This is a genomic window from Streptomyces sp. NPDC104307, assembly GCF_055584045.1.
On sequence record NZ_JBVJMU010000011.1, the window covers coordinates 108,878 to 129,121 of the forward strand.

The following is a 20,244-nucleotide window of genomic DNA, read 5'->3' on the forward strand; positions in this document are numbered from 1 at the left end:
CCGAGGCCGCAGCCGGCTTCCGCCTCCCGGTGCATGCGCCCGCTCAGCGGGAGCCCGGGGGCAACCCCTCCGCCAGTACCTCCGCCAGATGCCGCGCCCGCACGCCCCCCACCTGGTCCAGCTGGGTCCGGCAGGAGAAGCCGTCCGCCAGGAACTCCGTGCCGGGCGCCGCCGCCCGTACCGCAGGCAGCAGCGCGTCCTCCGCGCAGGCGACCGACACGTCCCAGTGGCCGCGTTCGAAGCCGAAGTTGCCGGCCAGTCCACAGCAGCCGCCGGTCAGTTCGCCGGTGAGGCCAGCCCGTTCGCGCAGGCGGCGGTCCGGGCCGTCGCCCAGGACCGCGTGCTGGTGGCAGTGGGTCTGGCCGGTGACCGGGCGGTCCAGGTGCGGGGGCCGCCAGTCGGGGGCGTACTTCTCCAGGTACTCGGCCAGGGTGTGGACGGAGGCGGCCAGTCGGGCGGCGCGCGGGTCGTCCGGCAGCAGCTCGGGGAGGTCCGTGCGCAGGGTGGCCGCGCAGCTCGGTTCGAGGACGATCACCGGGGAGTCGGGGGAGTCAGGGGAGCCATGGGTGCCGGCCAGCCGGTCCAGGGTGCGGCGCATCACCGAACGAGCCTTGTCCAGCTGGCCGGTCGAGACGTAGGTGAGGCCGCAGCACAGTCCGCGGGCGGGCGGGACCACCCGGCGGCCGGTCGCCGCCTCCACGACCTTCACCGCCGCCCGGCCCACCTCGGGCGAGAGGTACTCGGTGAAGGTGTCGGGCCAGACGGTGGCCACCTCACTGTTGGACATGAGATACGTGCCCTTGCCCCAGCGCCCGCCCAGCCACCCGGTGAACGTCTCACGCGCCAGCACCGGGATGGAGCGCTCCGGCGCGATGCCCGCCAGCCGCTTGGCGAGCCGGGCCAGGGGTGCCACCCGCGCCAGCGCGTTCAGCACGCCCGCGAACGGGGCCGCCAGGCGCAGCCACCGCGGGAGCCGTCCCAGCGCGTAGTGGGAGGCGGGGCGCAGCCGGTGCCGGTAGTGGTGGTGCAGGAACTCCGCCTTGTACGTGGCCATGTCCACGCCCACCGGGCAGTCGCTGCGGCAGCCCTTGCAGGACAGGCACAGGTCGAGCGCGTCCCGTACCTCCGTCGAGCGCCAGCCGTCCGTGATCACGCCGCCCGCCGGGCCGGCCAGCATCTCGTGCAGCAGCCGGGCCCGGCCCCGGGTCGAGTGGGCCTCCTCGCCGGTCGCGCGGAAGGACGGGCACATCACGGCCGGGCCGGCGGCCTCCGTCGTACGGCACTTGGCGACGCCGACGCACCTGCGCACCGCTGCCGAGAAGTCGCCGCCGTCGTGCGGATAGCCGAAGGCGACGTCGACCGGCCCGCGCGGCAGCACGTCGAAGCGGAGGTTCTCGTCGAGGCGGGCCGGGCGGGCGAGGATGCCCGGGTTCATGCCGCCGTTCGGGTCCCAGAGGTCCTTGAACCGGCCGAAGAGGCCCACGAGTTCGTCCCCGTACATCTTCGGCAGGAGTTCGGCGCGGGCCTGGCCGTCGCCGTGTTCACCGGAGAGCGATCCGCCGTGCGCGACGACGAGTGAGGCCTGCGCCTCCGAGAAGCGGCGGAAGCGGGCCACGCCGTCGGCGCTCAGCAGGTCGAAATCGATCCGTACGTGGATGCAGCCGTCGCCGAAGTGTCCGTACGGGGTGCCGCGCAGCCCGTGCTCGGCGAGCAGTGCGCGGAAGTCGCGCAGATAGGGGCCGAGCCGGGCGGGCGGCACCGCGCAGTCCTCCCACCCCGGCCAGGCCTCGCCGCCGCCCGGCATCCGGGTCGCGGTGCCGGACGCGTCCTCCCTGATCCGCCACAGCGCCCGCTGCCCGGCCGGGTCCGTGACGACGGCGGTGTCGACGGCGTCCGGGGACGCGGCGCGCGCGATCCGTTCGGCGTGCGCCCGCGCCTCCGCGAGCGTGGCGCCGCCCGTCTCGACGAAGAGCCAGGCCGCACCGCGCGGCAGCCCGGCCGGTTCGCGTACGAGGTCGGCGGCCATGCCCTCGACGGTGAGCGGGTGGTACGGGAGGAGGCCGGGGGCGGCCTCCGCGGCGGCGGACTCGTCGGCGTAGCCGAGTACGGCGAGCGCGCGGACCGCCGGGGCCTCGACGAGCCGCACCACCGCCTCCGTCACCACGCCGAGCGTGCCCTCGCTGCCGCAGAACGCGCGGGCGGGGTCCGGTCCGCGCTCGGGCAGCAGCGCGTCCAGGGCGTATCCGGAGATGCGGCGCGGGAGCTCGGGGAACCCGGTGCGCAGCAGGGCGAGATGGGCGGCGACCAGCTCCTGGACTCCGGCGGGTCCGGGCGCGCCGGGCTCCAGGCGCAGGGTGTCGCCGCCGTAGCGGGCGACGGTCAGCGCGTGGACGTTGTCGGCCGTGGTGCCCCAGGCGACCGAGTGCGCGCCGCAGGAGTTGTTGCCGATCATGCCGCCGATGGTGCAGCGGCTGTGCGTGGAGGGGTCGGGGCCGAAGGTGAGCCCGTGCGGGGCGGCGGCGGCCCGCAGCTCGTCCAGGACGACGCCCGGCTGGACCACCGCCGTGCGGGAGCCGGGGTCCAGCTCGACGACCGAGCGCAGGTGGCGGGTGAGATCCAGGACGACGCCGGTTCCGGTCGCCTGCCCGGCGATGGACGTGCCGCCGCCGCGCGGCACGACGGGCACACCGTGCGCGCGGCAGACGGCGAGCGCGGCGGCGATGTCCTCCGCGTCGCGCGGGGCGACGACACCGAGCGGCACCCGGCGGTAGTTGGACGCGTCCATCGTCGTCAGGGCCCGCGCGGTGGCGTCGAACTCGATCTCGCCGCGCACCGCAGAGCGCAGTGCTTCGGCGAGTGCGGTGCGGTCGGGGGCGGCGCTGTCGGGTCCGTTGCGGTCGGGGGCGGTTGTTGCCTCACGAGGTGCCATCCGGCCAGGATGCCGCCGGTCCGGGCCGGTGCGCGCCCGACTGCTCGCGTTTCCGCCGAATGCGTCAATACCTAGGAATTTGACGGCTAAGCGAACACATACGCAACAGAGAGCACCACAAGTTCTTCCCAAACAGATCGTCAATTCTCATATAGTGACTGAGACTTGTCTGGGAATTTTCTGTTCCAGTTGTCTCACTTATCTATCGCCTAGCCGACTTGCCCGAACCGCCCCGTCCGTCCTGTCCGTCCCGTCCGTCACCGTCCGCCCCCAAGGACTCCGCTTGCGCCCCTCAACCAGGCCGACCGCCATTGCCCTGCTGGCCACGGTCGTCATCACCGGGTCCCTGTGTCTCTGGGCCGCCCTCGCCGCCCCCGACTCGGCCAGGACCGCTGTGGCGTGGGGGGCCGGTGCCGCGGCCGTGCTGCTGTCCGCCGCCGTCGCCACCGCCGTCCACGCCCGTGCCACGGTGCGGCGGCTGCGGGAGGCGAACGCGGCCGAGGCCGGCCGGTTCACCGCCGAGACCTCCCGGATGGTCTCCGCCTCCGCCCAGGAGGCCCAGCGGTTCACCGCCGAGACGGCGAAGGTGAAATCGGCCGCCGCCGCGGAGGCCGCCCGGATCACCGAACAGGCCGCGGCCGACGTCGAGCGCCTCACCGCGCAGAACGCCGCGCTCAAGGCCCGCGCCTCCCGCAGCGAGACCGAGCGCGCCGCAGCGGTCGCCGCCTGCGCCAACGCCGCGGGCCGGATGCAGGCACTCGCCACGAGCATGCTCGCCGACCTGCGCGAGATGGAGCACCGGCACGCCTCGGAAGACGTACTGGGCGACCTGCTGCACCTGGACCACCGCACCGCCCAGGCGGGCCGGCTGGCCGACTCCATCGCCGTGCTGACCGGTGCGCGCTCCGGGCGCCGCTGGGCCAAGCCCATCGTCATGGAGTCGATCCTGCGCGGGGCGATGGGGCGGATCAGCGGCTACCAGCGGATACGCCTGCACTCCACCAGCGATGTCGCCGTGGCCGGGCACGCGGCGGAGGGCATCATGCACGCGCTGGCCGAACTCCTCGACAACGCGGCGAACTTCTCGCCCCCCACGGCCGAGGTCCATGTGTACGTGGAGGAGGTACCGGCCGGCATCGTGCTGACCGTCGAGGACAGCGGCCTGGTCATGAGCGAGGTGCAGCTGCGCCGCGCCGAGCGCGCCGTCTCCGCGGAGAGCCAGGACCTGACCGGCCTCTCCGGCACCCGACTCGGCCTCGCCGTCGTCGGGCGGCTGGCCCGCAAGCACGGGCTGACGATCTCCTTCCGGCCGTCGGCGCGCGGTGGCACGGGCGCGCTGATGATGCTCCCGCAGGAGGTCATCACCAGGACCCCGGCACCGGCCGTCGCACCCACCCCCGCGCCCGCCCCGGAAGCCGCCTCCCCGAGCGAGCCCGAGCCCGTCCACACCCCGGTGGCCGACGAGCCGACGGAAGCGGGCCGTACCGACGGGCCCGCCGGAACCGGCCGCACTGCAGAGGGCACAGAGGCCACAGAGACGGCAGAGGCCGCAGAGGCAGCAGAGGCCAAGCAGTCCGGCGCCCCGGACAACTCCCGCACCATGGAGTTCCTGCGCTCCGACTCCCTGCCGAACTCCGCCTCCGACACCACGTCGGACACCATGTCGGACACCACCGGCGGCCTCCCCCGGTTCGGGGAGAGCGGACTGCCCAAGCGCTCCCGGGGCCGCACCCTGGCCGCCGCCGAGTCCCGTGCCAGGGCCTCGGCGAACGCGGACGCCGAAGCGGACTCCGACGCATCCGAAGGGTCGGCCCCCCGGCCCCGTACGTCCGACCCCAAGGCCCAGGCAGCCCGCTTCAGCAGCTTCCGCCAGGCCGTACGGCCCAACTCCCCGCACCCGGAAGGCAACACCCGATGACCGCGACCACGGACGAGAAGCTCAACTGGCTGCTGGAGGGGCTCCTTGAGCGCACCCCCGGCACCCGCCACGCCCTCGTGCTGTCCAGGGACGGCCTCAAGCTGTGCCGCACCCCCGAGCTCTCCGTCGACCAGGCCGACCAGCTGGCCGCGATCTCGGCCGGCATCCAGAGCCTGTCGCACGGCGCGTCCATCGAGTTCGGTGACGGCACCGGCGGCGTACGGTCCGCCATGGCCGAGTTCTACGGCGGTGTGCTGTTCATCGTGGAGGCGGGCGCGGGCGCCCACCTCGCCGTCGTCGCCTCCGAGAACGCCGACGTCGGCCTCGTCGGGCACAACATGAGCGAGCTCGTCGAGCAGCTCGGCGAGCACCTCGTCGCCCCGCCGCGCGAACCCTCCGGGCCCCCCGGGACCTCCGGGGCCCAAGAGAACGCGGCCGTATGACGCCCCGCCCGCGTCCGGGCCGGGACGACGACCCGGACCGGCTGTACACCCTCACCGGTGGCCGCAGCCGCTCCGACTCGGACGTCTTCGACCTGGTGACACTCGTCGTCTCGGAATGCGAACCGGCCCCCGGTATGCAGTCGGAGCACGTCGCGATCCTGCGCATGTGCGAACGGCCCACCGCGGTCGTCGAGATCGCCGCGAGCCTCGACCTGCCTGTCAGCATCGTGCGCATCCTGCTGTGCGATCTGCTCGACACCGGCCGGATCAGCGCCCGCCACCCTCGTACCGCACGCGTCGCGGACCGGCTCCCCGACCCCGACATCCTGGAACAGGTGCTCGTTGGACTCCGCAACCTCTGACCGTGCCGCCCTTCGGGCCACGGCCGACAACGGACTGAAAATAGTCGTCGTCGGCGGCTTCGGCGTCGGCAAGACCACCATGGTCCGATCCGTGAGCGAGATCCGTCCGCTCAACACGGAGGAGACGATGACCCGCGCGGGCGAGGCCGTCGACCACCTCGACGGCGTTCACTCCAAGACGTCCACCACCGTCGCCTTCGACTTCGGCCGGATCACGCTCGACGAACGCTCGGTGCTCTACCTGTTCGGCGCGCCCGGCCAGGAGCGCTTCTGGTTCCTTTGGGACCGGCTGTTCTCCGGGACGCTCGGCGCCGTCGTACTCGTCGACACCCGTCGCCTCGCCGACTCCTGGTACGCCATCGACCGGCTGGAGCACCACGGCACACCGTTCATCGTGGCGTGCAACGACTTCGGCGGCCCGCTCCACACCGAGCAGCAGATCCGCGAGGCACTGGCCCTCTCGGACGACGTACCGCTCGTGGAGTGCGACGCGCGGGACCGGTCCTCCAGCAAGTACGTACTGATCACGCTGGTGGAGCACCTGCACGCGCTGTCCGCCGCCCACGCCGCGGGCAGCGCGCCGTCCACCGCGACCACCGACGCGGACGGCGGCCAGACCCTCGCCGCCCTGACCCCGGAGTCCGCCCCGTGACCCAGTGCCCCCACGCGGCCGGCACCGGAACCGGAGCCGGCACCGAGGCCGTGCACCTGTACGGCGGCCGGTTCCAGGACGAACCCGCCCGGCTCTACCGGGAGATGCGGCGCGACCACGGGCCGGTCGCCCCGATCGTGCTGCCCGGCGACATTCCCGCCTGGCTCGTCCTCGGCTATCGCGAGCTGCACCAGCTCACCGGAGACCCCGTGCTGTTCAGCCGCGACTCGCAGCTGTGGAACCAGTGGCCGGCCATCCCCGACGACTGGCCCCTGATGCCGATGATCAGCCGGACCCAGCCGTCCATCCTCTACACGGTCGGTGAACGCCACAGCCGCCGCTCCGCCGTCATCAGTGACGCGCTGGAGGCGGTGAACCCGTTCGAACTCAAGGAGGGCACGGCGGAGTTCGCGGACGAGCTGATCGACGCCTTCTGCTCGGCCGGCACCGCCGACCTCATCGCGGACTACGCGATGCTGATGCCCGTACGGGTGCTGGCGAAGCTCTTCGGCTTCTCCGACGAGAAGGGCCCCGCCCTCGTCACCGCGATGAACGACATGATCAACGGCGGGCCGACCGCGCTGGCGGGCCAGCGGCACATCGCCACGTCGGTGTACGAGCTGGTGGCAGAGCGGAAGGCCACCCCCGGCGACGACGTCGTCTCCCGGATGCTCGCCAACACCCGCGGCTTCACCGACGAGGACGTCTCCCGCGACCTCATGGTCATGATGGCGGCCGGCCACCAGCCCACCGCCGACTGGATCGGCAACTCGCTGCGCCTCATGCTCACCGACGACCGCTTCGCCGCCTCGCTCTCCGGCGGCCGGCACAGCGTGGGCGAGGCGATGAACGAGGTGCTCTGGGAGGACACCCCCAGCCAGAACATCGCCGGCCGCTGGGCCAGCCGCGACACCCACCTCGGCGGCCGCCACATCAAGGCCGGCGACCTGCTGGTCCTCAGCCTGGCCGGCGCCAACGCCGACCCCCAGGTCCGCACCGACGGATCCACGCTCACCGGCGGCAACAACGCCTTCTTCTCGTTCAGCCACGGCGACCACCGCTGCCCGTTCCCCGCCCAGGAGACCGCGGAGGTCATCGCCCGTACGGCGATCGAGGTCATCCTCGACCGGCTGCCCGACGTCGACCTCGCGGTCCCCGAAGAGCAGCTGACCAGGCGCCCCTCCCCGTGGCTGCGCGGACTGACGGACCTGCCGGCACGCTTCACGCCCACCCCCGCCCTTGGAGGCCAGAGATGACCGCGACGACGACCGAAGCGCCGGGCAGCAACGACGAGCGGGAGCCCATCGTCCTGGACCCGTTCGTCACCGACCTCGACGGCGAGAGCGCACGGCTGCACGCGGCGGGCCCGCTCGCCCGGGTGGAGCTGCCCGGCGGGGTCCGCGTCTACGCGGTCACCCACCACGCGGAGGCCAAATCGCTGCTCACCGACAGCCGCCTGGTCAAGGACATCAACATCTGGGGGGCCTGGCAGCGCGGCGAGATCCCGCTGGACTGGCCGCTGATCGGCCTGGTCAACCCCGGCCGCACCATGCTGACGGCGGACGGCGCCGAGCACCGCAGGCTGCGCGGACTGGTCGCCCAGGCGCTCACCGTACGACGGGTGGAGCGGCTGCGGGACGGCATCGAGGCGCGCACGAAGGTGCTGCTGGACCGGCTGGACGAGCGCCCCCCGGGCGAGAGCGTCGACCTGAAGGCCGAGTTCGCCTACCCGCTGCCGATGAACGTCATCAGCGAGCTGATGGGCGTCGACTCCGCCGATCTGCCCCGGATGAAGGAACTGTTCGACAAGTTCTTCTCCAACATGACACCGCGCGAAGAGGTGCCGCAGATGATGGCGGACATCCACACCCTGTTCTCCCGGATCCTCGACGAGAAGAAGGCGTCCCCGGCCGACGACCTGACCGGCGCGCTGCTCGTCGCCTCGGAGAACGGCGACCACCTCACCGACGAGGAGATCCTCAACACCCTCAAGGTGATCATCGCCGCCGGGCACGAGACGACGATCAGCCTCATCGTGAACGCCGTCGTCGCCCTCCAGAGCCACCCCGAGCAGCGCCGCGCGGTGCTCGCGGGCGAAGTGAGCTGGGACGGGGTGATCGAGGAGACGCTGCGCTGGTCGGCGCCCACCTCACACGTACTGATCCGGTTCGCCACCGAGGACATCGAGGTCGGTGACCGGGTCCTGCCGAAGGGCGAGGGCATCATGATCTCGTTCGCCGCCCTCAGCCGCGACGAGAAGCAGTGGGGGCCGACGGCGACGGAGTTCGACGTCACCCGCTCCCCCAACCGCCACATCTCCTTCGGCCACGGCCCGCACGTCTGCCCCGGCGCCGCGCTCTCCCGCCTGGAAGCGGCCGTCGCCCTGCCCGCACTGTACGAGCGGTTCCCGGAACTGGCCCTCGCCGTCCCGGCGGACGAGCTGCGCAACAAGCCGATCGTCACCCAGAATGACCTTGTCTCGCTCCCGGTCACCCTGCGGTGAACCGGGAGTTGAGGTAGAGCGGTCAACACCGATCACGTGTGGGGGGAGCACAGCAGTGGAGCTGCGTCTGTGGGTCGAGGGAGCCGATCCGGTCGAGGAACTGGAGGATCTGGACGACTGGCTGAGCCAGGAATCCGGTCTCCGGGGACGGGTCAAACCGGCTCCGGCGATCCCGGCGGCGGGTGAGCTCGGCGGGCTCCCCGAAGTCCTCATCGCGACGCTGGGCGCGGGCGGGGTGGCGAGCGCGCTGGCCACCTCCCTGGGCGCGTACCTGTCGCAGCCGAGGCGCCGGGCCGTACGCATCAAGGTGAAGGGGCCGCAGGGCCAGGAAGTGGAGCTGGACGCGCAGTCCGCCGACGACGCCGAGCGCCTCCTGAGGATCGCCCTGGGGCAGGCGGAGGAGCGTCGGTGAGCGTTCGCGGTATCGATCCGGCGCGCTCCCGCATCGTCCTTCTCGGCTCTGCCGCGTACGAGGACGAGCAGCTGGCGGACGTGCCGCAGATCGCGGCCAATCTGCGCGACCTGGCAGCCGTCCTCACCGATCCGGGCCTCGGCGGGTTTCCCGCCGAGGTCTGCGTCACCATCCCGCCCGGGGCGACCGGCCGGGCGATCGGCCAGGTGCTGCACCGGGCGGCCGATGAGGCCGAGGACCTGCTGCTGTTCTACTTCGCCGGGCACGGAATTCCGCTCGGCCGCTCCCACGAGCTCTATCTCGCCCTGCACGACACCGCCATGGACGCCGTGGAGTACAGCGCGCTGCGGTTCGACACCGTGCGCGGGACGTTCCTCGGCAGCAGAGCCAGGAACCGCGTGATCATCCTCGACAGCTGCTTCAGCGGGCGCGCGATCGGCACCACCCTGAGCGCCGGTCAGCAGGAGGTTCTCGGGCAGCTCGACATCCAGGGGACCTACACCCTCACCTCGGCCCCGCCCAACAGCACGGCGCTGGTCCTCCCCGACGAGGCGCACACCGCGTTCACCGGGCGGCTCCTGACCCTCCTGCGTGAAGGCGCCCCGCACACCGGCCCGTTGATCACCATGCAGGACATCTACCGGACCCTGTGGAGCCGGTTCACGGCGGAACGGCTGCCGCTGCCGCAGCAGCGGGGCACCGAGAACGCCGACCAGCTCGGACTCGTCCTCAACCGCGCGGCGGCCACCGGCAAGCCCCCCACCGGCCGGGACCTCCCGCCGCTCCCGCCCCTCCCCCCTCACCCACCGGACCCCAGCGCCGAATCCCTGGCCCGCCGGCACGAACAGGCCGCCGAGCTCCACATGGACGGCCGGGGCGACGAAGCGACCGCCCTGTACAAAGAGGTGGCCGAAGGGCGCGCCCGTGTGCTGGGGCCCGATCACCCCGACACCCTCGTCGCCCTCGACGACCTCGCCGCCGCCCACGGTGACATGGGGCGTGCCCAGGAGGCGCTACGCCTGGGGGAGCGGGTGGCCGAGGCACGCACCCGCGTCCTGGGACCCGAGCATCCGTACACCCTCAACACCCTCGACAACCTCGCCGCCTCCTACGATGACGTGGGACGTACCGAGGAGGCGCTGCGCCTCCGGGAGTGGGTGGCCGAGGCGCGTACCCGCGTCCTGGGGCCCGACCATCCCGACACCCTCGGCATTCTCGACAGCATCGCCGCCTCCTACGGTGCGATGGGGCGTCTGTTCGATGCGGCGGAGCTGGAGGAGCGGGGGATCCAGGCACGTACCCGCGTCCTGGGACCCGAGCACCCCGACACCCTCGCAAGCGTCCACAACCACGCCATCACCTACGGCCTCCTGGGACTGCACAAGGAGGCGGCCGCCATGCGGGAGCGGGTGTCCCAGGCACGTACCCGCGTCCTGGGACCCGAGGATCCCGACACCCTCGCGAGCTTCCACGACCTCGCCGCTTCCTACAGCTCCTTGGGACGAGACCGGAAGGCGGTCGACCTGGAGGAGTGGGTGGCGGCGGCGCGCACCCGTGTCCTGGGGCCGGAGGACCCCGACACCCTCGAAGCCCTGCACGATCTGGCCGACTTCTACAGCCGTGTGGGCCGTCATCAGGACGCGGTGGCCCTGGGCGAGCGGGTGGTCGAGGCGCGCACCCGTCTGCTGGGGCCGGAGGACCCCGACACCCTCGAAGCCCTCGACCTGCTGGCCGACTTCTACAGCGCCCTGGGACGCGACCGGGAGGCGGAGGCTACGGAGAAGCGGGCGGCGGACGCCCGCGCACGCACCGGGACGAGCTGACTGACGGAGGCGTGCGCGGGCACGGGTGACGCCGAGAGCGGTACCTGAACGACAGGACGCCGTGCCACACCACGCCGCGTCACACCACGGCGAGCCGCTCCACCAGCAGCTCCACCCGCTGCTCGGTCTCCTCCGGCAGCAGCCGCCCCGACCGGGTCAGGGTCGCCACCCCGTGCAGGGACGCCCAGAACACCTCGGTGAACAGAGCCGGATGGACGCCGTCCCCGGCGACGGAGCCGAGGCACTCCAGCAGCGCGGCGAAGGCGTCCTTGAGCGGCTCCGGGGTGTCCTCCCGCGCGTACGGGAGTCCGCCGTCGAGCTGGAAGATGGCGTCGTAGACCGCCGGGTTGCGGGCGGCGAAGTCGAGGTAGGCGCGGGCGAGGGCGTACACCCGCTCGCGCGGTCCGTCCGCGGCGGCGGTCGCGGCGCGCACCGCCGCGGCCATCTCGGCGGCGCCCTCCAGGGCGACGGCGCCGATGATCTCCCGTTTGCCGCGGAAGTGGCTGTAGAGAACGGGCTGGCTGTATTCGATGCGCTCGGAGAGCCGACGGGTGGTGACCGCGTCCCAACCCTGCTTCTCGGCGAGTTCACGGGCCGTCGCCACGATGAGGCGCTCGCGTTCCGCCCGTTCGCGCTGCTTGCGTTCCTTTACCGACATGACCCGATCCTATCACCGCTAGACAATCAAGCGGCAGTAGCGCTAGCGTTGAGCCCATCGCCTAGCGCTGCTAGAAAACAAGAAGGGCCGTCATGCTCAACGCACTTGAGGTCGTCACCACCGTGTCCGTCGGGCTGATGGTGGGGGTGGAGTTCTCCGTCGCCTTCGTCATGAACCGGATCTTCAACGCACTGCCCGAGGACAGCGACCAGCTCGCCCGCGCCCACGGGGGCCGGATGCTCGGCGCCGTGATGCCGTACTGGTACATCAGCTCGGTCGTCCTCGTCGCGATCCGGGCCGTCGCCGGATGGCACCACCCCGGCACCGGCCTCGCCGTCACCGCCGGCGCGCTGCTGATCGTGAGCGTGATCATGTCGATCCTGCTGCTCGTCCCGATCAACAACCGGGGCAAGACGTGGACCCCCGAGAACCGGCCCGCCGACTGGAAGGAGCAGAGCGACCGCTGGGACCGCTACCACTACGTCCGCGTCGCCATCCTCATCGCCGCCCTCACCCTGCTCGTGACCTCCCTGGTCTGAGCCGCCGGACAGGCCAGGGGGCGGGGAGCCCCCTACCCCCGCCCCACCTGGCGATACCGTCCACTGGCCGGATCCGGTGTCTCACCGGACGGACGCATTCGGTAGCTGCCGTGCGGAGCCGCTACCCTCCGAGTCGTGGCCGATATCGAGATTCCCGCTGACATCAAGCCCGTAGACGGACGCTTCGGCGCCGGTCCCTCCAAGGTGCGGACGGAGGCGCTCGACGCGCTGGCCGCCACCGGAACATCGCTCCTCGGCACGTCCCACCGCCAGGCCCCGGTGAAGAACCTGGTCGGTGCGGTACGGGACGGAGTGCGCGACCTCTTCTCCCTCCCCGAGGGGTACGAGGTGATCCTCGGAAACGGCGGCTCCACCGCCTTCTGGGACATCGCGACGCACGGTCTGATCGAGGCGAAGTCCCAGCACCTCAACTTCGGCGAGTTCTCCTCCAAGTTCGCCAAGGCGTCGCTCCTCGCCCCGTGGCTGGCCGACCCGACCGTGATCGCCTCCGACCCGGGCACCCACCCGGACCCGGAGGCCGAGGCGGGCGTCGACGTGTACGCCCTCACCCACAACGAGACCTCGACCGGCGTCGCCGCGCCCATCAAGCGCGTCACGGGCGCCGACCCGGGCTCCCTGGTCCTGGTGGACGCCACCTCCGGCGCGGGCGGCCTGCCGGTCGACGTGACCGAGACCGACGTCTACTACTTCGCCCCGCAGAAGTCCTTCGCCTCCGACGGCGGCCTCTGGATCGGGATCTTCTCCCCGGCGGCCCTGGAGCGCGCGGCCCGTATCCACGCCTCTGGCCGGCACGTACCGGAGTTCTTCTCGCTGCCGACCGCGATCGACAACTCCCTGAAGAACCAGACGTACAACACCCCGGCCCTGGCCACGCTGTTCCTCCTGAACGAGCAGCTGACCTGGATGAACACCCAGGGCGGCCTGGACTTCACGACCGGCCGCACGGCCGCCTCCTCCGGCCACCTGTACGGCTGGGCCGAGGAGTCCAAGTACGCCACCCCGTTCGTCACGGACCCGGCCAAGCGCTCGCAGGTCATCGGCACGATCGACTTCGCGGACGAGATCGACGCCACCGCCGTCGCCAAGGCCCTGCGCGCCAACGGCATCGTCGACACGGAGCCGTACCGCAAGCTGGGCCGCAACCAGCTGCGCGTGGCGATGTTCCCGGCGATCGACCCGTCGGACGTCCAGGCACTGACGGCGTGCATCGACTACGTCATCGAAAAGCTGTAACGCCTGCGCTTCCGGGAAACGGCCCTGCACACGTGACCACGTGCGCAGGGCCGTTTCTGCTTCACTCGCCGGGGTGATGCGGGGCGTACCCGCCGCGAAGGGGCCCACAGTCCTACGATGATGTCCTCGATACCAGCCCTTTCAGGAGGCCCTCAATGTCTGCAGCAGCAGTCGAGCACCCCTGTGACGGTGAGCCGGAACGGCCCATGCCGCAGGAGCCCGAATCGCTCCTCGAAAGCGCCAACCGGCTCTCGGAGCAGCTCCCGGGTCACCGCGTCGAGATCATCGGAGGCGTCATCACCGTGGCCCCATCGCCGGACGGCGCGCACGCGAACGCGCTGACCTCGCTCATGGTCCCCTTCCTGGCGGCAGGCCTCCACGGCGAGGAGTCCAAGGTTCTGCAGGCTGTGAGCGTCTGGCTGCCCAGCGGCCCCTCCGACTACGCCATCCCGGACCTGGCCGTCGTGGACGCCGATTTCGACGCGCATGTGGTCGAGAACAACTGCTACGCCCCGAGCGCGTTCCGGCTCGTCCTTGAGGTCACCTCCGGCAACTACCAGAACGACCTGCGGCACAAGGTCATCGCCTACGCCGCCGCCGGCATCCCGGTCTACGTCATCCTCGACCGCAAGCACGGCCGCGTCCACGTCCTCACGGAACCCTCCACTGGTGGGTACGAGACCCACCAGGTGCACGCCCCCGGCCACAGCGTCACGCTCCCCGACTCGATCGGTGCCAAGGTCACCCTCGACGTCACCGCGCTGGTGACGGCGGGCCGCCCGAGCCCGAAGCCGAAGCCCGAGCCGGAGACCGAGCAGGCGCCCGAGCCGTCCGAAAGCTGAACGGCTCGACGGGCAACCACCCCTGATCAAGCCCGTCCGGCGATTGAGGACACGGCGGTCAGCGCTCGTCGCGCCGCCACCGCGCCTCGCCGTCCTCCCACTCCTCCGTCCGCGCCAGCCCCGCAGACGCGGCCACCGCCTCGGACGCCGTGTGGTCCGGGTGGATGTGGGCGACGAGCGTGCGTACCGCTCCCCCGGCCAGCAGGTGCGCCACCAGGCCGGCCGCCGCCTCCTTGGCGTAGCCCCGGCCCTGCCACCCGGTCCCGATCACCCAGGCGATCTCCGCGCGGGCACCGGTCACGTCCACCGTCGCCTGGACGTAGCCCGCGAGGTGGCCGTCACCGCGCACGCGGAGCACCCAGTTCCACCACCGCTCGGCCGGGTCCGGGGAGCCTGCGGTCTGCCGGGCGTAGCGGGACCGCAGCGCCTCCGCGTCCTGCGGGGCGCCGCCCGTGAAGGTGTGCAGGGCGGGATCGGCGAGCACGGCCGCCATCTCGTCCGCGTGGTCCACCCGCAGCGGCAGGGCGTCCAGGCGGGGCGTGGAGAAGGGCGTCGGCCCGGGGTTCGTCGTCATGGGCGGATGATCTTACTACCGGGCCCGGTGGCGGCCGTGAAACGCCCGTTCGCCGGTCCGCCCGGGGATGACACGGCGCCGGGCCTGCGGACCATGGAGGTATGGACACGATTGCCGAGCTCAAGCCGTTCGTGAAGCAGTACGCCGTCCTGCTCAGCACCCGTCGGCAGGACGGTACGCACGTCGACACCCCGGTCAACATCGCCGTCGAGGGCGATCACGCGTACATCCGTACGTTCTCCTCCGCCTGGAAGGTGGACCGGATGCGCAACCACCCCACCGTGCTCGTCGGCCCGTGCACGGTACGCGGCAGCCCGACCGGTCCGCAGATCACCGCCCACGCGCGGCTCCTCCAGGCGGGCTCGAAGGAGAACACGCACGCCGCCCGGATGCTGTCGCGCAAGCACCCGATCGTGCAGGGCGTGCTCGTCCCGCTCGCGCACCGGATCAAGCGCGACCGGACCCTGCACTACGAGCTCCGCCCGATGGAGACGTAGGTCCGCGGGCCGCTCAGCTCTTCCGGCGGCGCCTGCCCAGGAAGAGCACCAGCCCGATCACCACCAGCACGCCGAGCCCGGTCGCCGTCGTCCCCTTCACCGGCACGCCGTCGCCGCCCCCGTCACCGCCCGCACCGGCCGAAGAGGGCGACTTGACCCCGGTACGGCCCGACTCGCCGCCGTTCTTCAGGTCCACCCGCACCACATCGCTCTGCTCACCCTCGGAGCCGTACATCAGTGCCGAACCGTCGGCCGTGTACGTGACCGACTCCGCCTGCCCCAGCAGCGGTGACTCGACCGAATAGTCCTTGCCGAGCCTGCCGTTCGCGAACACGTAGCCGCGCGCGCTGAAATACGAGCGCAGCACCAGCTCCTTCCCGTCCGGCGAGAACGCCCCGTCCGTCACCCACGGCACCTCACCGACCCGCCGGAAGATGTTGTCCGAGCCCGCCGTGAGCTTCGCCGGGCCCTCGTAGAGCCCGCCGCCGCCCTCCTTCTTCGAGGCGATGTACACCCGCCCGGTCTTCGGGTGGACCATCAGCGCCTCCGCGTTGCGCGGCCCGTCCGCGTACTTCACGTCGAACTGCGTCGCCCGGACCGTCGCGTCCCGCAGCACCTTCGGCTCGGGGAAGCGGTAGATCCAGACGTGGTCCCAGCTGCCGTTGAGGTTGTCCCCGATGTCACCGACGTACAGGTTCCCGTCCGGGCCCAGCGAGATCGCCTCCACGTCGCGCGGCTCACCGACGCCCTTCATGGTGATCGTCGCGACGGTCTTCCCGGTCCGGGAGTCGACGGCGTAGACGTACGGCCCGTCGTCGCTGTCGTTGTGCGTCCAGTAGATCCCCGGATGGGCCCGGCTGGCGGCCAGTCCGCTGGACTCGGTGATCCTCGGGTCCTTGATCGTGAAGCTGCGGTCGGCCCCGCCGTCGTCGGCCACGGCGGGCACCGCCGCCGCGAGGGAGAGGAGCGCGGCGGCGCCGAAGGCAGTCATTCGATACGAGCGCATGGCACAAGTGTCCATCGTCACGTCGCAGGCCGAAGCCATGATCGGCCATGATGACGCCATGCGTTTCATGTTCGTCGGCGATTCCATGACCATCGGGCGCGCCGGCGACTTCACCTGGCGCTACCGCATGTGGCAGCACCTCGAAGCGTCCCTCGACGCCCCGTACACGATCGTCGGCCCCCGCACCGCGCTGTACGACCCCGGCACGGGCACCCCGGTCTCCCACACGTACGGCGCCCCCGCCTTCCCCGCCGGGGCCCGCGCGCACCTGGCCGGCTGGGGCGAGGGCTGGCTGCACATGGCCCCGGTGATCGCGGACACGGTCACCGCACACCGCGCGGACATCCTGCTCGTCTCGCTCGGCCTGATAGACCTCGGCTTCTACACGGACAGCACGCAGACCGCCCGCAACGCCCGCGCCTTCCTCACCGCGGCCCGCACCGCGAACCCGCACATCAGGTGCGTGCTGCTCCCCGTCATACCGAACATCCGGGCCGAGTCCGACGCCCCCTTCGCCGCCGAGTGCGCCCGCTTCAACGAACTCCTCGCCAAGACGGTGGCCGACCTCGACGAACCGTCATCCCCGCTCCTGCTGGCCTCCCGGCCGCCGGGGTACGACATCCACACGGACACCTACGACGGCACCCATCCCGGCCCGTCCGGCGAACACCGGCTCGCGGGCGCCTACGCCGACGCGATGCACCAGGCGTGGGGGCTGGGCGGGGCTTACGCGCCGACGGTGGACCGGCCCCCGGCCTGCGCGGCTACTTGAGGAAGCCTGCGAGGTCGTCCGCAGTCCAGTCAGCCTGCCGCAGGATGGAGCGCAACGTTCCCGGAGCGAGAGAGCGGTGCAGCGGAACGATCACGGTGCGGTCGTCTCTGCGATATTTGGCGTGACTGCCGCGCGTCGATACGTGAGCGAATCCCGCGCGATCCAGGGCCTTGGCGACCTCGGCTCCCGACAGCCCGGTCGGCACAGCAGGACTCATGCGACACGAACCTCGACGGGCGCGGTGATCACGTCAGTGACCTCTGGAGCCGGCGCGTCCTCGAAATAGAGCTCCAGTGCCTCGCGGAGGTTGCTCAGCGCCTCCTCGATGGTCTCGCCCTGGCTGGTGACCTCGACCTGTAGGCAGCGAGCCACATACCAATCGGCTTCGTGCGTGACTGCGGCGGTGAGATGCAGTGCGTGCGATGTCATGGACAAAGTCTGGCACGCCCACCCGCCACCGTCCTCCGGGTCACGGAAGCCCCGGGGTCCGGCGGCCCGTCCGGCGAACACCGGCTCGCGGCCGCCTACGCCGACGCGATGCACCAGGCGTGGGGGCTGGGCGGCCCCTACCGGGCAGCAACCGCCGCAGCCCCAGCAGCCCCAGCGGCCCAAGCGCACGGAATCCGCCCATCCGTTTCATCTCCGTCCGCCTCAGGTTTTCTCTGATTTTTCGGGGCAGGTGGCTCTTTGAAATCCTCACGGATTCCTTAGGGAAAGGGTCATTCGATGAAGACGAAGAAGGCTTTAGTCGCAGCGGTCTCCGTATGCCTGGGCGTCACCGTCCTCGCGGGGTGCGGGAATGACACGGACAAGGGAACGGACAAGGACTCGGATAAGAGTGCGGGAAAGGATTCGGGCGACGCGTTCGACGGGAAGAGTGCGGACGAGATCGCGGCGGACGCGGTGAAGGCCACGCGCGACGCGCCGTCGGTCCGGGTCAAGGGCAATGTCCGGCAGCCGGGCGGCAACGTGATCCGCGTCGACTTCCAGGTGGACGATCAGGACCGCTGCACGGGCAAGATGACCGGCCAGGGCGCCAAGGCCGACGTGATCCAGGTGGACCAGAGCGCGTATGTGCGGGGCGACGAGAAATTCTGGCAGAACGCGCTTAAGGGGCAGTCCGGGGCGGCGAAGGTGATCCCCAAGGTCCGGGACAAGTGGGTGAAGTCCGAGCCGGGACAGGCCGGAATCGAGGGAATGTGCGACAAGCAGGCATTCCTCGCGTCGATGGACAGTGACAAGTCAGAACGCAAAGGCATGACCAAGGGCAGCACCAGCGAAGTCGACGGCAAGAAGGCTCTGGCGTTGCTGAAGAAGCAGCCGGGGGGCGAGAAGATCACCACGTACGTCGCCGCCGAGGGAAAGCCGTACATCTTGAAGTCGGTCACCGAGGGCGGCAAGCAGGCTGGAGAGGTCTCTCTCACCGATTTCGGAAAGAAGGTCGACGCCAAGGCGCCGCCCGCCGACCAGACGGTCGACCCCAAGATCTCGAAGTCGTAGAAGACCGCGAAGTCGTAGAAGACCGCGAAGTCGTAGAGGTGGCGCAGCCGTCTGCCGAGAGCCGTCGCCCCCGGCCTCGCGCGCTCACCCGCCCTCGCCGTCGGCAGACCGGTCGCTCCCCCTGGGCTTCGCCCGTACGTGCATCCGCTCCCCCTGCGGTCCGAACAGGCTGAGGAACTCCACCGGTTCCGGCCCGACGTTGCCCCACCAGTGCGGGGTACGTGTGTCGAACTCCGCCACCTCGCCCGCTTTCAGCACCAGGTCGTGCTCGCCCAGCACCAGCCTCAGCCGCCCCGAGAGCACGTACAGCCACTCGTACCCCTCGTGCACCCGCTGCTCGACCGGCCCCGGCGGGCCCGTCAGTCCGGGCATGACCTGCTTGTACGCGTTCACCCCGCCGATGTGCCGGGTCAGCGGCACGAACGTCATGCCGTGCCGGTTGAACGGACGGAACGTGACCCTCGGATCGCCGGTGTCCGGCGCGCCGACGAGCTCGTCCAGCTGCACCCCGTACGCCTTCGCCAGCGGGAGCAGCAGTTCCAGGGTCGGCTTGCGGCCGCCGGACTCCAGCCGGGACAGCGTGCTGAGCGAGATCCCGGTGGTCTCGCTCAGCTGGGCCAGCGTCGTGCCGCGCTCCGTCCGCAGGGCGCGCAGCCGGGGGCCGACGCCCGTCAGGACGGACGAGAACTCGTCGCCCGCCGAGCCGTCCGCCGTGCCGTCCGCCGGACCGCCGTCTTCCACGCCGTGGTGCTGGTGCTGTTGTGCTGCCATTTCTCCATGATGCCTCCGCTTGCCGATCCGGCAACCGGCTTTGTCAGGCGGCGCGGCAGGTGGTGCGGCAGGTGCTGCGGCAGTTGGTGCGGTCAGGCAGAGGCGCCGGGGGCGACTTCGGGGCCGATCATGGCCAGCGACATCCGGGTCAGCTCACTGGTCAGCCAGTCCCGGGGCACCTGACGCGGGCGGCGTCCGTGGTGGGCGAGCAGCTCGTCGACGGAGTGCGTCAGCACCTGCACGACGACCGTGAGATCACCGTCCGTCCCATGACCTCGCTCCGCCGCCCGCTCGGCCTCACGGGTCAGGAACTCGACCCAGACCGCCCGCCACATCGCGAGGTGTTCGTCCATCGCCCGGCTCACCCCGAGCACCTCGACGAACGCCACCCTCGCCGCCTGCGGGTCCCGGGTGACGACCCGCACATAGGCGTCGAAGAGCCTGCGGAACCGTTCTTCCGTCGAGCAGGTATCAATGCCATCGGACGAGAGTTCCAGCTCGGTCGCACGCATCCCGCCGATCGCCACCTCGTCGTACAGGTCGAAGAGCAGCGCCTCACGTGATTCGAACTCGCGGTAAAAATCACGCAGTTGTGCGTGCGCCGCGACGCATACATCCTCGACGGAGGTACGGGCGTACCCGTACACGGCGAACAAGGTCCGTCCGGCCGCCATCAGTTGCTCACGGCACCGCACCGGGTCCCTCGTCGCCCGAACTCCGTCCCATCGGTCAACCATGGCATCCACCACCGGTCCTCCTCAGTCCGTCCAGGCCCCTGGGCCCACTCTC

Annotated in this window: 22 protein-coding genes; 14 read left to right on the forward strand and 8 right to left on the reverse strand. The window is 71.3% G+C overall.

Annotated features, from left to right (window positions below):
- Positions 1-43: 43 nt before the first annotated feature.
- Complete coding sequence (locus ACZ601_RS25515) at positions 44-2,929, reverse strand: FAD-binding and (Fe-S)-binding domain-containing protein (protein ID WP_469541894.1); 2,886 nt, start codon at positions 2,927-2,929, stop codon at positions 44-46.
- A gap of 283 nt (positions 2,930-3,212) precedes the next feature.
- Here ACZ601_RS25515 and ACZ601_RS25520 point away from each other — a divergent pair, with 283 nt between their 5' ends.
- The 8 genes from ACZ601_RS25520 to ACZ601_RS25555 are packed head-to-tail and all read left to right on the forward strand — an operon-like array spanning position 3,213 to position 11,042.
- On the forward strand, positions 3,213-4,847 hold the full coding sequence (locus tag ACZ601_RS25520; RefSeq protein WP_469541897.1) for a sensor histidine kinase: 1,635 nt from the start codon (positions 3,213-3,215) through the stop codon (positions 4,845-4,847).
- Positions 4,844-5,290 carry a roadblock/LC7 domain-containing protein gene (locus tag ACZ601_RS25525; RefSeq protein WP_440578793.1) on the forward strand — a complete coding sequence of 149 codons (447 nt, stop codon included), beginning with the start codon at positions 4,844-4,846 and terminating at the stop codon, positions 5,288-5,290. The genes ACZ601_RS25520 and ACZ601_RS25525 overlap by 4 nt, the downstream gene beginning before the upstream one ends.
- The gene (locus ACZ601_RS25530) at positions 5,287-5,652 is read left to right on the forward strand and encodes a DUF742 domain-containing protein (RefSeq protein WP_073732868.1); all 366 of its coding nucleotides are present in this window, start codon (positions 5,287-5,289) and stop codon (positions 5,650-5,652) included. Before ACZ601_RS25525 ends, ACZ601_RS25530 begins: the two co-directional genes overlap by 4 nt.
- The gene (locus ACZ601_RS25535) at positions 5,633-6,304 is read left to right on the forward strand and encodes a GTP-binding protein (protein ID WP_469541900.1); all 672 of its coding nucleotides are present in this window, start codon (positions 5,633-5,635) and stop codon (positions 6,302-6,304) included. Before ACZ601_RS25530 ends, ACZ601_RS25535 begins: the two co-directional genes overlap by 20 nt.
- Complete coding sequence (locus ACZ601_RS25540) at positions 6,301-7,560, forward strand: cytochrome P450 (RefSeq protein WP_469541903.1); 1,260 nt, start codon at positions 6,301-6,303, stop codon at positions 7,558-7,560. Before ACZ601_RS25535 ends, ACZ601_RS25540 begins: the two co-directional genes overlap by 4 nt.
- On the forward strand, positions 7,557-8,807 hold the full coding sequence (locus ACZ601_RS25545) for a cytochrome P450 family protein (protein ID WP_469541906.1): 1,251 nt from the start codon (positions 7,557-7,559) through the stop codon (positions 8,805-8,807). The genes ACZ601_RS25540 and ACZ601_RS25545 overlap by 4 nt, the downstream gene beginning before the upstream one ends.
- A 55-nt stretch (positions 8,808-8,862) precedes the next feature.
- Positions 8,863-9,219 (forward strand): effector-associated constant component EACC1, encoded by a 357-nt coding sequence (locus tag ACZ601_RS25550; protein WP_469541908.1) that lies wholly within the window; start codon positions 8,863-8,865, stop codon positions 9,217-9,219.
- Complete coding sequence (locus tag ACZ601_RS25555; RefSeq protein WP_469541911.1) at positions 9,216-11,042, forward strand: caspase, EACC1-associated type; 1,827 nt, start codon at positions 9,216-9,218, stop codon at positions 11,040-11,042. The genes ACZ601_RS25550 and ACZ601_RS25555 overlap by 4 nt, the downstream gene beginning before the upstream one ends.
- A gap of 79 nt (positions 11,043-11,121) precedes the next feature.
- Here the strand turns inward: ACZ601_RS25555 and ACZ601_RS25560 are convergent, their stop codons facing one another.
- Positions 11,122-11,700, reverse strand: coding sequence for a TetR/AcrR family transcriptional regulator (locus ACZ601_RS25560; RefSeq protein ID WP_440578300.1), 579 nt, complete (start codon positions 11,698-11,700; stop codon positions 11,122-11,124).
- 92 nt (positions 11,701-11,792) lie between these two features.
- Between ACZ601_RS25560 and ACZ601_RS25565 the strand changes: the two genes are divergently transcribed.
- The 3 genes from ACZ601_RS25565 (at position 11,793) to ACZ601_RS25575 (ending at position 14,335) form a co-directional block, all read left to right on the forward strand.
- The gene (locus ACZ601_RS25565; RefSeq protein WP_469541914.1) at positions 11,793-12,239 is read left to right on the forward strand and encodes an anthrone oxygenase family protein; all 447 of its coding nucleotides are present in this window, start codon (positions 11,793-11,795) and stop codon (positions 12,237-12,239) included.
- Between the two features lie 135 nt (positions 12,240-12,374).
- On the forward strand, positions 12,375-13,493 hold the full coding sequence (gene serC / locus ACZ601_RS25570) for a phosphoserine transaminase (RefSeq protein WP_440578298.1): 1,119 nt from the start codon (positions 12,375-12,377) through the stop codon (positions 13,491-13,493).
- Between the two features lie 155 nt (positions 13,494-13,648).
- Positions 13,649-14,335: a Uma2 family endonuclease gene (locus tag ACZ601_RS25575; protein ID WP_469541916.1), complete on the forward strand. Its 687-nt coding sequence runs from the start codon at positions 13,649-13,651 to the stop codon at positions 14,333-14,335.
- Between the two features lie 58 nt (positions 14,336-14,393).
- Here the strand turns inward: ACZ601_RS25575 and ACZ601_RS25580 are convergent, their stop codons facing one another.
- Positions 14,394-14,909: a GNAT family N-acetyltransferase gene (locus ACZ601_RS25580; protein ID WP_469541919.1), complete on the reverse strand. Its 516-nt coding sequence runs from the start codon at positions 14,907-14,909 to the stop codon at positions 14,394-14,396.
- 101 nt (positions 14,910-15,010) lie between these two features.
- On the opposite strand from ACZ601_RS25580, the gene ACZ601_RS25585 reads away from it, so the two are divergent.
- Complete coding sequence (locus tag ACZ601_RS25585) at positions 15,011-15,406, forward strand: PPOX class F420-dependent oxidoreductase (RefSeq protein WP_469541922.1); 396 nt, start codon at positions 15,011-15,013, stop codon at positions 15,404-15,406.
- 13 nt (positions 15,407-15,419) lie between these two features.
- Here ACZ601_RS25585 and ACZ601_RS25590 read toward each other — a convergent pair whose 3' ends face one another.
- Complete coding sequence (locus tag ACZ601_RS25590; RefSeq protein WP_469541924.1) at positions 15,420-16,412, reverse strand: YncE family protein; 993 nt, start codon at positions 16,410-16,412, stop codon at positions 15,420-15,422.
- 58 nt (positions 16,413-16,470) lie between these two features.
- Between ACZ601_RS25590 and ACZ601_RS25595 the strand changes: the two genes are divergently transcribed.
- Positions 16,471-17,184 (forward strand): GDSL-type esterase/lipase family protein, encoded by a 714-nt coding sequence (locus ACZ601_RS25595; protein ID WP_469542226.1) that lies wholly within the window; start codon positions 16,471-16,473, stop codon positions 17,182-17,184.
- Here the strand turns inward: ACZ601_RS25595 and ACZ601_RS25600 are convergent.
- Both ACZ601_RS25600 and ACZ601_RS25605 read right to left on the reverse strand, forming a co-directional pair.
- Entirely contained in the window at positions 17,177-17,401 is a 225-nt protein-coding gene (locus ACZ601_RS25600; RefSeq protein ID WP_469541926.1) for a type II toxin-antitoxin system HicA family toxin, read from the reverse strand. The genes ACZ601_RS25595 and ACZ601_RS25600 overlap by 8 nt on opposite strands.
- Complete coding sequence (locus ACZ601_RS25605) at positions 17,398-17,613, reverse strand: type II toxin-antitoxin system HicB family antitoxin (RefSeq protein WP_440577858.1); 216 nt, start codon at positions 17,611-17,613, stop codon at positions 17,398-17,400. Before ACZ601_RS25605 ends, ACZ601_RS25600 begins: the two co-directional genes overlap by 4 nt.
- A 297-nt stretch (positions 17,614-17,910) precedes the next feature.
- Between ACZ601_RS25605 and ACZ601_RS25610 the strand changes: the two genes are divergently transcribed.
- Positions 17,911-18,684: a hypothetical protein gene (locus ACZ601_RS25610; RefSeq protein WP_469541929.1), complete on the forward strand. Its 774-nt coding sequence runs from the start codon at positions 17,911-17,913 to the stop codon at positions 18,682-18,684.
- An 84-nt stretch (positions 18,685-18,768) separates the two neighbouring features.
- Here the strand turns inward: ACZ601_RS25610 and ACZ601_RS25615 are convergent, their stop codons facing one another.
- Both ACZ601_RS25615 and ACZ601_RS25620 read right to left on the reverse strand, forming a co-directional pair.
- Positions 18,769-19,455 (reverse strand): helix-turn-helix domain-containing protein, encoded by a 687-nt coding sequence (locus ACZ601_RS25615; protein ID WP_469541932.1) that lies wholly within the window; start codon positions 19,453-19,455, stop codon positions 18,769-18,771.
- Positions 19,456-19,547: 92 nt separating this feature from the next.
- On the reverse strand, positions 19,548-20,204 hold the full coding sequence (locus ACZ601_RS25620) for a TetR/AcrR family transcriptional regulator (RefSeq protein ID WP_469541934.1): 657 nt from the start codon (positions 20,202-20,204) through the stop codon (positions 19,548-19,550).
- Positions 20,205-20,244 lie beyond the last annotated feature (40 nt).

Coding starts and splice junctions, on each gene's coding strand:
- ACZ601_RS25565 (WP_469541914.1), top strand. CDS start 11,793: ATGCTCAACGCACTTGAGGTCGTCACCACCGTGTCCGTCGGGCTGATG.
- ACZ601_RS25560 (WP_440578300.1), bottom strand. CDS start 11,700: ATGTCGGTAAAGGAACGCAAGCAGCGCGAACGGGCGGAACGCGAGCGC.
- ACZ601_RS25590 (WP_469541924.1), bottom strand. CDS start 16,412: ATGCGCTCGTATCGAATGACTGCCTTCGGCGCCGCCGCGCTCCTCTCC.
- ACZ601_RS25615 (WP_469541932.1), bottom strand. CDS start 19,455: ATGGCAGCACAACAGCACCAGCACCACGGCGTGGAAGACGGCGGTCCG.
- ACZ601_RS25545 (WP_469541906.1), top strand. CDS start 7,557: ATGACCGCGACGACGACCGAAGCGCCGGGCAGCAACGACGAGCGGGAG.
- ACZ601_RS25575 (WP_469541916.1), top strand. CDS start 13,649: ATGTCTGCAGCAGCAGTCGAGCACCCCTGTGACGGTGAGCCGGAACGG.
- ACZ601_RS25585 (WP_469541922.1), top strand. CDS start 15,011: ATGGACACGATTGCCGAGCTCAAGCCGTTCGTGAAGCAGTACGCCGTC.
- ACZ601_RS25610 (WP_469541929.1), top strand. CDS start 17,911: ATGAAGACGAAGAAGGCTTTAGTCGCAGCGGTCTCCGTATGCCTGGGC.
- ACZ601_RS25530 (WP_073732868.1), top strand. CDS start 5,287: ATGACGCCCCGCCCGCGTCCGGGCCGGGACGACGACCCGGACCGGCTG.
- ACZ601_RS25515 (WP_469541894.1), bottom strand. CDS start 2,929: ATGGCACCTCGTGAGGCAACAACCGCCCCCGACCGCAACGGACCCGAC.
- ACZ601_RS25600 (WP_469541926.1), bottom strand. CDS start 17,401: ATGAGTCCTGCTGTGCCGACCGGGCTGTCGGGAGCCGAGGTCGCCAAG.
- ACZ601_RS25525 (WP_440578793.1), top strand. CDS start 4,844: ATGACCGCGACCACGGACGAGAAGCTCAACTGGCTGCTGGAGGGGCTC.
- ACZ601_RS25595 (WP_469542226.1), top strand. CDS start 16,471: ATGCGTTTCATGTTCGTCGGCGATTCCATGACCATCGGGCGCGCCGGC.
- ACZ601_RS25580 (WP_469541919.1), bottom strand. CDS start 14,909: ATGACGACGAACCCCGGGCCGACGCCCTTCTCCACGCCCCGCCTGGAC.
- ACZ601_RS25605 (WP_440577858.1), bottom strand. CDS start 17,613: ATGACATCGCACGCACTGCATCTCACCGCCGCAGTCACGCACGAAGCC.